The organism is Kitasatospora sp. NPDC097691, from assembly GCF_040302665.1.
GTDB lineage: Bacteria > Actinomycetota > Actinomycetes > Streptomycetales > Streptomycetaceae > Kitasatospora.
In genome coordinates, this window is sequence record NZ_JBEORY010000006.1 from 104461 (window position 1) to 118561 (window position 14101).

The 14101-nt window shown below is 74.4% G+C and carries 11 protein-coding genes; 5 read left to right on the forward strand and 6 right to left on the reverse strand.

Going from position 1 to position 14101, the window contains the following annotated elements; translation table 11 throughout:
* Window positions 1–3: 3 nt before the first annotated feature.
* The 3 genes from fxsT to ABTY56_RS06420 form a co-directional block, all read right to left on the reverse strand.
* Entirely contained in the window at window positions 4–3729 is a 3726-nt protein-coding gene (gene fxsT, locus ABTY56_RS06410; protein WP_350627135.1) for an FxSxx-COOH system tetratricopeptide repeat protein, read from the reverse strand.
* Between the two features lie 80 nt (window positions 3730–3809).
* The gene (locus tag ABTY56_RS06415) at window positions 3810–4325 is read right to left on the reverse strand and encodes a hypothetical protein (protein ID WP_350627136.1); all 516 of its coding nucleotides are present in this window, start codon (window positions 4323–4325) and stop codon (window positions 3810–3812) included.
* 199 nt (window positions 4326–4524) lie between these two features.
* Window positions 4525–5046 (reverse strand): hypothetical protein, encoded by a 522-nt coding sequence (locus ABTY56_RS06420; protein ID WP_350627138.1) that lies wholly within the window; start codon window positions 5044–5046, stop codon window positions 4525–4527.
* Window positions 5047–5239: 193 nt separating this feature from the next.
* Between ABTY56_RS06420 and ABTY56_RS06425 the strand changes: the two genes are divergently transcribed.
* On the forward strand, window positions 5240–6472 hold the full coding sequence (locus tag ABTY56_RS06425; protein ID WP_350627140.1) for a 4-hydroxybenzoate 3-monooxygenase: 1233 nt from the start codon (window positions 5240–5242) through the stop codon (window positions 6470–6472).
* Between the two features lie 86 nt (window positions 6473–6558).
* Window positions 6559–8457, forward strand: coding sequence for a methyltransferase (locus ABTY56_RS06430; protein WP_350627142.1), 1899 nt, complete (start codon window positions 6559–6561; stop codon window positions 8455–8457).
* A 247-nt stretch (window positions 8458–8704) separates the two neighbouring features.
* Here the strand turns inward: ABTY56_RS06430 and ABTY56_RS06435 are convergent, their stop codons facing one another.
* A complete protein-coding gene (locus ABTY56_RS06435; protein WP_350627144.1) occupies window positions 8705–9625 on the reverse strand; it encodes a S41 family peptidase in 921 nt (306 codons plus the stop codon).
* A gap of 58 nt (window positions 9626–9683) precedes the next feature.
* On the opposite strand from ABTY56_RS06435, the gene ABTY56_RS06440 reads away from it, so the two are divergent.
* Window positions 9684–10217, forward strand: a complete 534-nt coding sequence (locus ABTY56_RS06440; RefSeq protein WP_350627146.1) for an ArsR/SmtB family transcription factor — start codon at window positions 9684–9686, stop codon at window positions 10215–10217.
* 56 nt (window positions 10218–10273) lie between these two features.
* On the opposite strand, the gene ABTY56_RS06445 is transcribed toward ABTY56_RS06440, so the two are convergent.
* On the reverse strand, window positions 10274–11362 hold the full coding sequence (locus ABTY56_RS06445) for a vWA domain-containing protein (protein WP_350627148.1): 1089 nt from the start codon (window positions 11360–11362) through the stop codon (window positions 10274–10276).
* 404 nt (window positions 11363–11766) lie between these two features.
* Between ABTY56_RS06445 and ABTY56_RS06450 the strand changes: the two genes are divergently transcribed.
* Complete coding sequence (locus tag ABTY56_RS06450; protein ID WP_350627150.1) at window positions 11767–12534, forward strand: hypothetical protein; 768 nt, start codon at window positions 11767–11769, stop codon at window positions 12532–12534.
* A gap of 394 nt (window positions 12535–12928) precedes the next feature.
* Window positions 12929–13195, forward strand: coding sequence for a hypothetical protein (locus ABTY56_RS06455; protein ID WP_350627152.1), 267 nt, complete (start codon window positions 12929–12931; stop codon window positions 13193–13195).
* 58 nt (window positions 13196–13253) lie between these two features.
* Here ABTY56_RS06455 and ABTY56_RS06460 read toward each other — a convergent pair whose 3' ends face one another.
* Window positions 13254–14057 (reverse strand): RICIN domain-containing protein, encoded by an 804-nt coding sequence (locus ABTY56_RS06460; RefSeq protein ID WP_350627154.1) that lies wholly within the window; start codon window positions 14055–14057, stop codon window positions 13254–13256.
* Window positions 14058–14101: the final 44 nt, after the last annotated feature.

The following is a 14101-nucleotide window of genomic DNA, read 5'->3' on the forward strand; positions in this document are numbered from 1 at the left end:
GGGTCACACGGGTTGGGTTTCGAGGTCACGGTCGATGGGCTGCCGGTCGCGGGCTCTGCGGGTGTCGGGGTGGTCGGCGCCCAGGTGGTGGGTGAGGGCGACGAGGGCCGTGGTGTGGAGGTCGGTCGCTTCGGCGGGGTGGTCGAGGGCGCGCAGGGTGCGGGCGAGGTCGGCGGTGCAGGCGAGGGTGTCCGGGTGCTGTTCGCCGTGGCTGGTGCGCAGGTCGTCCAGGGCCTGTCGGAGCAGGGGCAGGGCGGCGGTGTGGTGGCCTGCGTCGGTGTGGGCGTTGGCGAGGTTGATCGTCGCCTTGAGGGTGAAGGGGTGCCGCGGGCCCAGGCGTTCGGCCAGCGCCCCGACCACCGCCTCGCCGTGGGCGACGGCCGCGGCTGCGTCGCCGCTGGTGCGCAGGTAGAGGGCGAGGTTGGCGGCGCAGGCGAGGGTGAAGGGGTGGTCGGAGCCGAACAGACGCCGGTGCGCGGCGTGGAGGCGGACGGTGAGCGCCCTGGCGAGGTCGTCGTCCCCGGCGGCGCTGTGGTCGGCGGCCAGGTTGACGGCGCAGACCAGGGCGTCCGGGGAGTCCTCGCCGTATCGTTGCGCGAAGCGCTCGTGGGTGGCGGCGTTGATCGCATGGGCCTCGCGCAGTCGGCCGGCCCTGCGGAGGGAGACGGCGAGCGAGGTGGCGGCGCGCAGGTTCTCGGGGAGGTCGGGGTCGAGGACGGTGCCGAGGTCGGCGACGACCTCGGCCAGTAGGTCGATCGAGGCCCGGAACTCGCCGAGGTCGCGCAGGTCGCGGGCGAGGCAGAACTTGCTGGTGAGGGTGTACGGGTGGCGTGGGCCGAGGACTTTGGTGCGTCGGTCCAGAGTCTCCCGGTCCAGATCGCGGGCGGCCTGGCTGTCCCCGACGAGCCGGTGGCCGATGGCGAGGTTGTGGCCCATGGTGAGGGTGCGCGGATTGTCGGCGCCGAACAGGGTCCGTGAGCGGGCGTAGGTGTCGTGGTCGAGCGTGAGGGCGACGTGGAAGCGGCCGAGCACCCGGTGGTCGGCGCCCAGCGATCCGGCGGTCGTCAGGGTGTGCGGGTGGTGTTCGCCGAGGACGGCCCGCTGTCGTTCCAGCACGGACTCGTCCAGCGCGTACGCTTCGCGGTACCGGCCCTGGGACCGCAGGACGTTGGCCTGTTGGAAGCGCAGCAGCAGGGTCTGCGGGTGGTCCGCACCGAGTTTCGCGGTCCAGCGCGGGATGAGGGTGCCGCTGAGGTCGTCGGCGCGCTGCAGTTCGCCGCGTTTCCACAGGTAGCGCACCCGGTCGATGAGCAGCTCCCGCGGCTCGGGGTCGTCGCAGTCGTACGTGGAGCAGGCGCCCAGGTGAGGCCAGATGTCGTCGAAGGCGGGCCAGTTGGCGGGGTCGTCGACGCCGCCGCGGGCGGGCCGCGCACTGGCGAGGACGAGGTGGACGTCGTGGGCGGCGGTGCGCCGCTCCTCCTCGGTCATCCCGTCGCGGACCACGGCCTGGACGAGCCGGTGGAGCTGGACCGTCCCCCGGCCGGTGTCGACCCGGGCCAGGGAGTACCGGCCGATCGCGCGGATCGCTTCGGCGAGCGCGAGCGGTCCGTCGGGGCGTGGGCCGTCAGGGAGCGAACCGTCAGGGCGTGGATCGTGCCGGGCGAGTGCGCCGATCATCGGGTCGCTGTAGAGGAGCCGCATGGCGATGGGCTCCGGGGCGAAGTGCGCGCACAGTTGCAGCAGGCGGGTCGCCCCCGGGGCGTGGGCACGCAGGCGGGGGGTCGAGACGTTCCAGGCGGCGGCCAGTGAGGCGGGGTAGTCCGCGGGACGGCCCATCGAGAGCACCTGGACGGTGGCGTTGCGCAGTTGGGCCAGGTACGTGTCGACGGGCATCGCGGTGGTGTCCAGCCAGGCGGCGGCGACCTCGACCGCCAGTGGGAGGTCGCCGAGCTCCTCGGCCACCGCGTCGGCCTGCTGTGCGGTCAGGCCCGGGACCCGGCGGCACAGGTGCTCGGTGCTCTCCTCGCGGGTGAAGACGTTCACGGCCAGGGCCTCGGCGACCCGGCTCCACTCCGGGTTGCGGGAGGTGACCAGGATGTGGCCGGGGCCGCCGGGCAGGAACGGGAGGATGTCGGCGGGTTCCTCGGCGTTGTCGAAGACCAGCAGCCAGCTGGCCGCCGGGGCGCCGCGCCGCAGTGCGGCGAGCGCCGCGTCGGCGGCCTCGGCAACCGAGTCGCCGACCTGGAGTCCCAGTTCGCGCGCGACGTCGGCGAGCGCGGGGCGGATCAGCTCGGGCTGTTCGGCGTCGATCCACCAGACCAGGTCGTACTGCGTCTTGAACCGGTGCGCGTACTCCAGCGCGATCTGCGTCTTGCCGATCCCGCCGAGGCCGTAGAGGGTCCGGGAGGTCGGCAGCACTGCCGCCAGGCCGCCGCCCAACTGCCGGTGCAGGTGCGCCAGGACCGCGCCCCGACCGGTGAACGAGGGATGCCTGGGCGGCGCCTTGAAGTGAGCCGGGCCCGAGCCGGGGTAGCGCAGGCCGGTGAGGTCGGGTACGCGGGGCGTGCCGCCGAGCGCGGTGCGCAGCGAGTCGGCGGCCTGCTCGGCGGAGAGGCCGGTCAGGGCGACGGCGGGAGCGGTGGTGGGGACCCCGGCGGCCGGGGCGACGGGCGAGCCCTTCGGATGTGGGGCCGGCGGGTGCGAGGTCGGCGGTGGCACGGCACCGTCGATGCGTACCGTCAGCAGGGCCTGCTCGTCCAGGGCACGGGACAGCGGCGAGCGCAGGTAGGCGGGCGAGAGCAGCACGATCGTGCGTTCCGGGGAGCCGTCGCGCATCAGCGCGAGACCCGCCCTGACCAGGACGGACTCGATCCACCGCGCCCACGCTCCGTCCTCCGGGGCGTACCGCAGGTCGAAGCCCGTTCCGAGCGGCGCGCCGCACAGCGGGCAGTCCACCGGCCGGCGCAGCCGGACCGTCCCCCGGCGCAGGCCGTGCGGGTACGGCGACGGCCCGGTGCCTGCGGCGATCAGCCGGTCGGCGGCGGCGCACAGTTCGACCGGCCGCCCCCCGGCGGCCGCGGCGACGGCGGTCAGCTCGGTCTCCGGCGCGCCGAGCCCGTGGACGGCGAGGCGGTCGGCCAGGTACCCGAGGGCTTCCCAGTCGGCGAAGTCGCGCACCGGGACCACCCGGCGCCACAGGGTGCGCAGCCGTGGGTCGGTGCTCCGTGTGGTCGCCACCAGGGCGTCCCCGGGGGCCGGGTTCGGCCACAGGCCGGCGAGGTCGTCGTACGCGGCCAGGCCGTCGAGGACCAGCAGCCAGCGGCGGTCCGTGGTGTTCAGCCAGGCGAGCAGGTCCGGCACGCCGGCGGTTGCGGCGAGCGGCCCGAGGCGTACGGCGGCCCGGGCGTAGCCGTCCAGGACGGCGGCGCGGCTCGACGCGTCGATCCACAGGACGAGGTCCACGGTGCCCGCCCGCAGCGCCGCGTGGGCGTGGTGGGCGGCGGCCTGGGTCTTGCCGGTGCCGGCCGGGCCGCTCAGGACCACGGCACCGCCCGTGCGCAGGGCGCCGTCCAGGGGCGGGCGGTGGAGGTAGCAGTCCGCGGGCGCGGGCACGGCGCCGATCTGCACCGGCCAGGCGGGGGCGGTGGTCGAGGTGCCGTGGACGTGGACGTCGCGCATGCTTCCGGCCACCACACCACCGGAGTTGACGAGGTCGTTGCGGCTGTGCACGCCGGCGTGCGGGGCAGATTGCAGGCCGACGTACGAGCCGGCCTGCGAGCCGGCGGTGTCGTGAGCGACTCCGGGGGCGGTCAGCGCGGGGCCGCCCCCGGCGGGGTAGGGCGCTCGGTACCGCCGATCGTGACCGGGCCGCTGAAGTCGCGGCCGATCGCGCCGCCCTGGTTGCTGACGTCCCCTCCGGCGGTCACCCCGCTGTTGTCGGCCCGGACCCGAACGGCGCCGCCGGTGGCGTCCGCCGTGTCCGTCGCGAGCGCCACCAGTGCGCGCAGCCGCTCCGCGGCCTCGGCCTGCTCGGCCGGGTCCAGCCCGTCCAGGAAGTCCTCCAGCCGGGTCTGCCAGGAGGCCTCCTGCCGCCCGGCCACCGCAGCTCGCTCCTGCGGCTCGGCCGCCTCCAGGGTCTGCCTGGTCCGATCGAGGCGTTCCCGGACGGCCTGCTCGTCCTGCGCCCTGCCCCGGCCCAGCAGCCGGGCGGTCTGTTCCCGGACGGCCGTCCACACGTCCGTACCGGCGGCCTGGACGATCCCTGCGCCCCCGGCCGCGGCCAGTGCGCTCAACGCCTCCACCAGCATGCTCGGCGACTCCCCCATCATCGGAGACAACACCCGTGTCGATCGATCTGATGGTCATTCAACTCCATTCACTCCCGGGAAAGAAGACCCCGAGGCCGCCCGATCCCGCCCGGGGCGGTCGACCGGCCGACGAGGTGCAGTGAGCACTTCTCCCCCGGCCACCAGTGGGTGGCCGAACCCCGCCGCGCGCTTCGGCGGCGTTCACGAGCTGTGGTGCTCACCACCCGCCCCGTACCGGTACCGCCCCGTGCAGCACCCGGCCCGCCGCCCGGTGTGCTTCGAGCCACCGGGTGAAGGCGTCGACACGCGCCTCGGGATCCGACTCGACGGGCTCGCCAGGCTCATCCGACCCCGCCGACCCCGCCGACCCGACCGACCCGGCCGAGCGGGTCGGCGGCGGCACGATGACGACCACGGCCTCGCCCCGTTCCTCGGCGGCCGCCAGCCAGCGGGGCGACACCTCGACCCGTGAGCCGGGCTCCCACCCCTGGCGGCCGCCGACCAGTACCAGCCGCGCCACCCGGCCGTCGGCGACCTCGATGGCCCCGGTCGTCTCCGGCGGCTCACCGGCGGCGACCACGAAGCCGCTGTCGACCGCGGCCTCCACCAGCTCGGTGTGGAGGTCCGCTCCGACCTGCACGATCAGCTCCGCGACCGGAGGCCCCTGCGCCACGTGGCGCACGACCAACGCCCACACCACCGGCCCCTGGGCCCCGCCGCCGTCCGTCCCGCTCGCCATGCCCCTTCAACGAGCCGCACCCGCCGACCGCCCCCGGTCGTCACCCGTCCGGGGGACGGCATGCGGACGCGGCGGGCGTCGTCCCCTCGTAGCGCCATGCGAACCCAAAGACGCCCCGGATAGTCATGCTAATAACCGGTACGGGTGATTTCGGCGCTCTTGTGTATCTCCCGACAACTACCATCCACTTTCTGTGACTGAACGTCAGAACACCTCAACGGAACGGGAGTCCGCCGACGTCGTCGTCCTCGGCGCGGGGCCTGCCGGGCTGACCCTCGGAAACATCCTCCTCGCACACGGGATCGACTGCGTCGTCCTCGAACGGGCCGAACGGGCGGCCCTGCAGGTCCGGGCCCGGGCCGGCTTCCTCGCCCCGCACACCGTCCGCACGCTGGAGCGCCACGGCCTGGCCGACGGCCTGCTGCGGCACGGCCGCGCGCACGGCGCCTGCGAGTTCCGCACCGACACCGGCGGCTTCCGGCTGGACTACGACCGGCTCGGCCGCCGCGAGCACCACACCGTCTACCCCCAGCAGGACCTGGTCACCGACCTGCTGGCGCACTACCTGGACGCGGGCGGGCGGATCCGGTTCGGGACCGAGGCCCTCGCCGTACAGGACGCCGACGGCCGCCGGCCCACGGTCGACGCCCGCGACGCGCAGGGCCGCACCACCCGGTGGCAGGCCCGGTACGTCGCCGGGTGCGACGGGCGCCACGGCGCGGCCCGGCGCTCGCTGCCCCCGGGCGCGCTGCGCCACCACCGCGACCACGGCATCAGCTGGCTCGGGCTGCTCGCCGAGGCGCCCCCGAGCCTGGACACCGTCGGCTACGCGACCCACCGGCGGGGCTTCGCCGGGCACATGGCCCGTACGCCGGAGGTCACCCGCTACTACCTGCAGTGCGGGCGCGGCACCCCGGCCGACGCCTGGAGCGAGGAACGCGTCTGGGACGAACTCGACCTGCGGATGCGCTCCGCCGACCACGGTCCGCTGCGCCGCGGCAGGATCCTCCAGCGCACCGTCGTCGACCTGCGCTCCGACGTCGTCGAGCCGCTGCGCCACGGCTCGCTCCTGCTGGCCGGCGACGCCGCGAGCCTGATCAGCCCCTCCGCCGCGAAGGGCGCCAACCTCGCGGTGCTGGAAGCCGAACTCCTCGCCCTGGCCCTGGTCGACGACCTCGCGCACGGCGACGCCGCGGCGCTCGACGACTACTCCCGGCGGTGCCTGGCCCACATCTGGCGCGCGCAGGAGTTCTCGCACTGGATGGTCCGGCTGCTGCACACCGACTGCGGCGCGGACACCGGCCCGGGCTCCGGCTCGGACGCCGAATCGTTCTTCCACGAATCCATGCGGTGCTCGCGCCTGGAATCCCTGCGCACCTCGCGCGCCCACCAGGACTGGTTCGCCGAGAACTACGTCGGCGTCTGACCCTCACCCGTTCCTCCCCCTGCCCCTCCCCCGGCACCGCGGTCCGAACCGCCGGGACCCGACCACCGGAAGTAGGACGCCCCCCGATGACGGCAACCCCCCTGACGACGGCAGCACCCCTGACGACGGCAACCCCGCCGATGACGCCGACGCCCCCCGACGACGCCGCCCGCCTGCGCGAGGCCGCCGCGTTCGTCGAGGAACAGGACACCGCCACCCTGCTCCGTCTCCTGCTGCCCGGCCTCGCCGGCCCGGAGCTGCGGGCGCTGGCGGACCACTGCCGTTTCGCGCACGCCGCACTGCTCGTCTTCCCGCCGGACGAGGCGACGCTGCATGCCCACCTGGCCGCCTGCGGGCTGGCCCCGGACACCCCCGCGTACCCGAGCACCGTCGTACGGCAGCGCCTGGCCCGCCGGCACGGGCGCGGCGAGGCCGAACTCGACGTCAGGATCGTGCGCCCGCCGGTGCCCGGGCCGCACCGGGAGCAGCGCACGGTCGAGGTGTTCGCACTGACCGTGCCGCCGGGCTCGGACCTGGCCGCGATCGCCGCGCACGAACGCGCCCACCGGCACGAGGCGCACGTCGCCTTCGAGGTCGCCCGCCCGGACCCGCTGGTACTGAGCGGCCTCTGCTCGCTGCTGGCCCGGTACGGCGCCGCACCGGACGGCGGCGGGTACAACCCGCACGAGGACGGCACGGTCCTCTACTTCGCCACCCCCGCCCACGCCACGGCCGGGTACCGGCGGGTGGAACTCCACGCGCGGGGCGACCACCCGACCGTGCTCGCCGCCCACCTCGGCGCGGACAGCACGGGCGCGGACGGTGCGGGCGCGGACGGTGCGGGAACGCACGGTGCGGGAACGCACGGCACGGGCGCGGAAGACACGGCCGCGGAAGGCACGAAAGCCGGGCGGACGGCGGCCGGACACGCGGGCGCGGACCGGACGGCCGAAGCGCTCCTGCAGCTGCTGACCGGGGCGTGGACCACCCAGGCCCTGGCGGTCTGCGCGCAACTCCGGCTGCCCGATGCCCTGGACACCCGCACCCCGGCGGGCCCGCAGACGCTGGCCCGTACGGTCGGAGCCCACCCGCGCAGCCTCGCGACCCTCCTGCGCTACCTCGCGATGGTGGGCGTGACGGCCCGGGAGGGGGACGGTTTCCGGCTCACCGAGCTCGGTGCCCTGCTGCGCACCGACGCCCCCGGCTCGATGCGGCCGCTGGCCCTGATGTACGGCGGCCCGTTCTACCGCTCCTTCGGCGCCCTCGGCCACACCGTGCGCACCGGCGAGGCCGGCTTCGACCACCTCTTCGGCGAGAACCACTTCGAGCACTTCGCCCGGGACCCGGAGCTCGCCGAGCTGTTCGACCGGTCGATGGCCGCGAGCTCGCGGATGTTCGAGCCGGTCCCCGGCCACCCGGTCCTCGTCGCCGCGAACGGAGCACGGCACCCGGCCACCGTCGTCGACGTCGCCGGCGGCAACGGCGAGCTCCTGGGACGCATCCTGGCCGCGCACCCGCGCGTGCGGGGCGTCCTGCTGGAGCGCCCGCACGCCGTGGACGCGGCGCGCCGGCTGCTCGACGCGGCGGGCTGCGGCGAGCGCTGCACCTACCGCAGCGGCGACTTCGCGGACGTCCCGCCGGGCGGGGACGTCTACCTCCTGTCCCGGGTGCTGCACGACTGGGACGACGCGCGCTGCCGCAAGATCCTGCGCCACTGCGCCCGCGCCATGCCCGCCCACGCCGACCTGCTCGTCATCGAACGCCTGCTGCCCGAGGACGGCTCGACCTCCCTGGCGACGGCATGGGACCTCCACATGATGTGCAACACCGGCGGACGCGAACGCCGCGCCGACCACTACGCCCGCCTGCTGGCCGACGCCGGCCTCCGCCTGGTGGACCACTCGTCCCTGCCGCTGGGCGCCGCCGTCCTGCACGCCCGCAAGGCCGACGGGACGGGCGGAACTGCCGAGGACGCCCGTCGGTGAGGCCGGCCTCCGCGCGCTCCGGACATCCGCCCCGTCCCGTCCCGGCACGGCCCGGCACGGCCCGGCACGCTCCGGCCGTTCCGCGGGACCGTCAGCGGACCCGATCGGGCGGGGGAACCGACCAGCCGACCGGGTCGAAGGTCAAACCGGATTCCGGCACGTGCGGTGCCCCACCTGATCACGCAGCCATGTGGTCACGTGGTCACGCGGTCACATGACCCGCCGGCCCGCCCCGGACCGGGACTGGCTAGGCCAGGCGGGCCGTGGCCAGGGCCAGCGCGCGGTCGAGCGCGTCCCCCGCGTCGCACGGGACGTCGGGGCGCACGCCCGTCCCCTCCCAGTTGGTGCCCGAGACGGCGTTGACGGCGCGGGCGACCGGCACGGCGAGCTCCAGGTGCGGGTGCACCGTCCAGCCCTCGCGCGGGTGGGCGCCGCCGCGGGTGGTCTCGCCGACGACCTCGGCGCGCTTCAGCTGCTGCAGGTCGTACGCGAGTTCCTCGCCCGCGGAGAACGTGTCCCCGCTGGTGAGCACGTAGACCGGCTTGCTGCCGCCGAAGCGGGCGCCCGGTACGACGGAGGGCGTCCAGAACTGCTCGGCCACCTCGCCCTGGCGCGAGAGCAGGGTGTGGAGATGGGTGCGGCCGTCGATCAGGTAGCCGCAGATGAACGCGACCGTGTCGGGGTCGCCACCGAGGTTGCGGCGCAGGTCGATGATCAGGGCGCGGGCCGGGGCCACCAGGGAGAGCGCCGCGGTCAGCGGCTGCGCCGCCCAGTCCAGCGGGAAGATGTGCGGCGTGAGCTCCAGGAGCGCGACGCCGCCGTCGAGAAGTTCCACGCGGGGGACGCCGCCCAGGGAGTCGTCGAACTTCCGGCGCATCGCGGCGAGAGCCGCGCCGCCCTGGTGCGCCGGCACCGGCTCCGCGTGGTACTTGAGAGCCAGGTGGAGGTCACCGTTGACGGACCGCAGATCGGTGGTGACCGCCGCGGCCAGGTCCTCGGCGGTTCCGGCCGGGTAGGCGCCCTCGGCGCTGCGGCGCCGCAGCAGGTCCGCCAGGCCGCGGGCGACATCGGGGAAGACGTAGTTCGCGGCGACCCGGTCGGCGATCGACTCGACGACGGTGGTGGTGGCGGCGGTGTCCAGCGCGGGTATTGCGGTGATGGCGGTCATGGCAGGAAGTAGACCAGCGGCCTTGCCAAAGCGTCAACCGCATTTAACACTTGATTCCGTGAACCGGGAACCAGCAGACGACGCCCAGCAGATCAGCACGCCCCTCCAGCACTCCGCACTCGCCCACCCCCTGCGCCAGCGCCTGCTCTTCGCCCTGAGCGGCAGCCCGTCGACGATCAGCAAGCTGGCCGCACAGCTGGGGGTGAACAAGGGCAGCGTCTCCCACCACCTCAAGGTGCTGCGCGAGGCGGGACTGGTCCAGGAGGCCGGAACCCGGCAGGTCCGCGGCGGCACCGAGCAGTACTACCGGCGGTCCGCGGAGCGCCTGCTCGTCGACGAGCCGCAGGCCGAGGGCATCGCCGCCCTGTTCGGCGCCGTCGCCCAGGAGGTGGACCGCTCCCCCGTCGACCACACGCTGACCCTGCGCCACCTCCGACTCAGCCCGGCCAAGGCAGCCCGACTGGCCGAGGCCCTGGCCCGACTGGTCGACGAGGCGGAGGAGGACTCGCCGGACGAACCAGTGCACGGCGTCCTGGTGACGCTCTACCAGCAGGCGGACCCCACACCGCGGCCCGCCCCTGACCGTCCCTGACCGCACCGCCGCCCACACCGCGCAAGCCTCCGCCGCCATCGCGCAGGCCGCCCCCGCTACAGCATGACCAGCAGCTTGGTACCCGGGACCAGCTTGCGGTTTACGGACGTGGACTGGACGAACACGGTGTACGAGGGGTTGTCGCCGGGCTTCACCGCGACTTCCGAGGCCGGCAGGCCAAGGAGTGCGCGGGCCGCCGGACCGGAGAACACCTTGCCCGTCATGCGGCCGGTGACCGGGTCCTTCTCGGCGACGGCGAGCTGCTTGCGGCCCTGGATCTTCTCGCGCTTGGACAGCTCGTAGTAGGCGCAGCCGGTCGTGTAGGTGTGCCCGGAGCGGGTGACGAACTCGCGGATCGGCGTGGCCTCGTCGACCGGGACCAGGATGTACTTGCCGGCGTCCAGGGCGTCGAGGCTGGCCGTCACGTCGGCGGTGCTGAGGTCCTGGCCCATGGTGAAGAGGTTCCGGGTGCCGCGCACGCCCTTCTCGCGACCGCGCAGGAAGCTGGTGGCGGCCGTCTTGACGGTGCCGATGGCCTCCTCGACGCCCTTGGTGGAGTCCGCGTCCCAGATCGCGATGTTGCCCGCGGGGAAGCCGTACTCCTGAGCGGTGCGCTTGGCCAGGGAGTTCGGGACGAGGATCGCCGACGTCCAGTGGTCGGGGAGGCCGTCCATGGCGCCCTTGATGCGGCCCATCCACGTCTTCAGGACGGTCTTGCCCTCCCCGCCCATGCGGGTGTGCATCGAGCCGATCTCCGAGTAGCCGGAGGCGTTCTCCTCGCCGTCCGTCACGACGACCTGGAGGAAGGAGTGTTCGCCGTAGCCCTCCCAGATGTTCTTCAGGTCGTCGACCGACTTCACGGCCGCCTCGATCAGCGCCGTCGCGCCGTTGGCGACCTTGTAGAGGCCGCGCAGGGACGGCAGGTGCTTGACGTCCATGTCCCAGACCAGGTTGTGCACCTCGTGGTCGAACGCGTAGAGGCTGATCCGGGTCTCGTGGCCGAGCCGGTCGGACTCCTCCTGGAGGCCCTTCACGAATTCGTCCACCACGCGGATGAGCTGTGCCTCGTGCTGGCGCATCGATCCGGACTTGTCGACGACGAGCGAAACGTGGTTGACCTTGTGCTTGATCCTGTTCGCGGACATGCTTCTACCCCTATTCCAACGCGCTTTTCGACGCCATTTCCGGCGCCTTCCAGCGCGCCCCTCCGACGTTGGTTACACACTACGGCGAGGCACTGACAGTCAGCCCTGACCTGGGAGTTCGCCCGATGATCCGGAAGGTTCCGGCGAATGGGACCGGCTCTCCGAGGTGCTTTCCACGGCGCCCGGAGGGACCCTCCCCCGGAATTCACGAGCGGTGGCACGGACGCCACGGCCGCCCCGCCGTCCACATGCGCACCGAGGGCGGTGGCATCCGGGTCGACGATGTGCGTCCCGTTCCGCCCGGAGATACGCCGGCGAATTCCGCGAACCGTGCTCCACGGGGCGGATTCCGGGGCAGAATCCCCCACAGTCGGGGGGAACGCCGAGGGGGGAAGGGGCCAAGGATGGGGATCTTCAGCCGCAAACACCGGGACCGGACGGCCGCAGCGCCGCAGGACACGCACGAGGACGACCCGCTGCGGGAGGAACCGCAGGGACCGCAGGACGGACCGGAGAACGCGCCGCAGGACGCGCCGCAGGACGCACCCCGGACCGCCCCCCAGGACGCACCGCCGAGCCTGCCGCCGGCGGTGGTCGAGCAGGGCGGCTCCTGGATCTACGAGGTCGCCGGGGAGTACTCCACGGAGACCTGGGCGCCGCCCGAGTCGATCCGACGCTGGTGGGAGGTGGACCGCGACGGCAACGTCATCGGCGGGCCCGTCGAGAACGAGCACTTCGGCCCGCCCCAGGACGACCTCACCCGCGCGACCGACCCCGACGGGCCACTGGGCTGGCTGACCGACCCCGAGACGGCGATACGCAACTGGCTGGCCGTCGCGCTCGAACGGATCGTCGAGGGCGTCGGGATCCGCTGGCTCAAGGTCATCGACACCCCGGTCGTCCTGGCCGGCAACGACGCCTCGGACTTCGCCCCGCCGGACTTCGGCCAGGACCCGCCGTCCCGGATCGGCGTCGCCGTCCCGGTCGGCTTCGGGGGGCAGGTGGACGGCCACGACCCGGCGGTGGCCTGGGGCCTGCTGCTGTGGGTGATGGTGACCGACGGGTCGGAGGAGAACACCCTGCAGAACGTCTGGATCCGCTACGAGGTCGAGGCGGAGCGCGCGGACGAGAGCCTGCGCATCGTCCTCCAGGCGCCCGACATCCAGTTCTGAGAGGGTGTGCCGGGGCCTGAAGGACTTCGCGGCCCGGACGGTAAACGCCCGGGCCCGCGTACGCCACTTCCAGACAGCAGCCTGAGCCCCCGGACCGGGAGCCGCCGATGGCGGAACGCCCCGGAAGGTACACCGCATGACGGATCCCGTCGCCCTGTTGCCCCCCTCGGCACCGCACCCGCGGTGCGGAAAGTCGCCGTGGCCCTCGCCCGGTTGTGCCTGCTGCTGCGCACCCGCGCCCAACCGGCCCGTGCCCAACCGGCCCGCGCCGAGCGGGCGTCGGACGGGCAGCCGTCGGGCGGGCAGGCATCGGGCGGAGCCCGGTGAGCGGGGAGCCCACGATGCCGTTCGAGGAGGCGTACCGGCTGTACCACGGCCGACGGGACGGTGAGCCATGACCGTCCTGGCCGCGCTCGCCACCGGATGCGACGTGCGCCGGCTGACCCTCGTGAACCGCAGGGCCTGGCCGCTCGCCGGACGCGGTTCCGGCGAGCGCGAGTGGCTGCTGCGGCATCCCGGGCGTGCCGAGCACGGTCCGGTGCTCCGATCCCGAGGACGCGCCGCTGTCCCGAGGGCGCGCCGCTGTCCTGAGGGCGCGCCGCTGTCCCTCGGCCTCGTCGACGGCGATGTGTGGCACGTGCTGCCGGCCTCCCCGGGCTGACCGGCCGACGGCTTCCCACGATCGGCGAAGCGTCGTCAGCCCGGAGGCCCGGGGTCCGTCAGCCCGTCAGCCCCTCGGCGGTCCACCAGGACCGGGGGTCGTCACAGCTGCCGACGGCGAGCCGCTCGCCGTACCCCTGCTCGACGAGGCAGCCGCCCCGGTGGGCGTGGAGCCGCAGCCCGATGGTGGTCCGCCCGTCGGACGGGCTCCGCTCCGGAGGGCCCAGCGGCGGGTGGACGTCCTCGACGCGCCACCGCTGACCGGCGTCCTGCTGCCCGTCGTCGGGCAGTTCCCGGGAGAGGTAGACCGAGCCGTCCGGGTCGGCGGTGAGCACCAGGGGCCCGCCCACGTCGTCGTCCGTGCTCACCAGCGGGGACCGGACGATCACCGCACCGTCGGGAGCGGGCCGGACGAGCCATTCCTGGCTGTCCTCTCCGCTCTCCGGCATGGCGACCACCGCGGCGTGCTCGGCCGCACGGGAGGCGCCGACCCCGGCCGCCGCCATGCGCAGCGACGCCTGCCGGGAGGTCAGGGTGCCGAATCCGCTCGGCTGTCGGGGCACGGCCCCTGGCGGTGCGCCCCCCGGCGACGCGGCCTCCGGCGGCGCGGCCCGTGGCCGGGCGACCGGCTGCGCGACCGACTGCTCGGCTGGCTGCTCGGCCGAGGTCCCGGTCGGGTCGGCCGGTTCGCGCAGGAGGGCTCCGCCGTGGCCGGCCGGCTGCTCGGGGCCGGCGGTCCGGCCGGGTGGCGGTGCCTGCGTCCGCGGCGCCGCCGGGTCGTCCTGGCGGGCCACCAGGAGGCAGGCGAGCAGGGCGATCGCGATGGTGGTCTGCGCGGCGACGCGCGCGGGCCTGTGGGACAACTGGTCTTCCCTCCAGGGCGGTTCGGCGGTACGGCGGGCGCCCG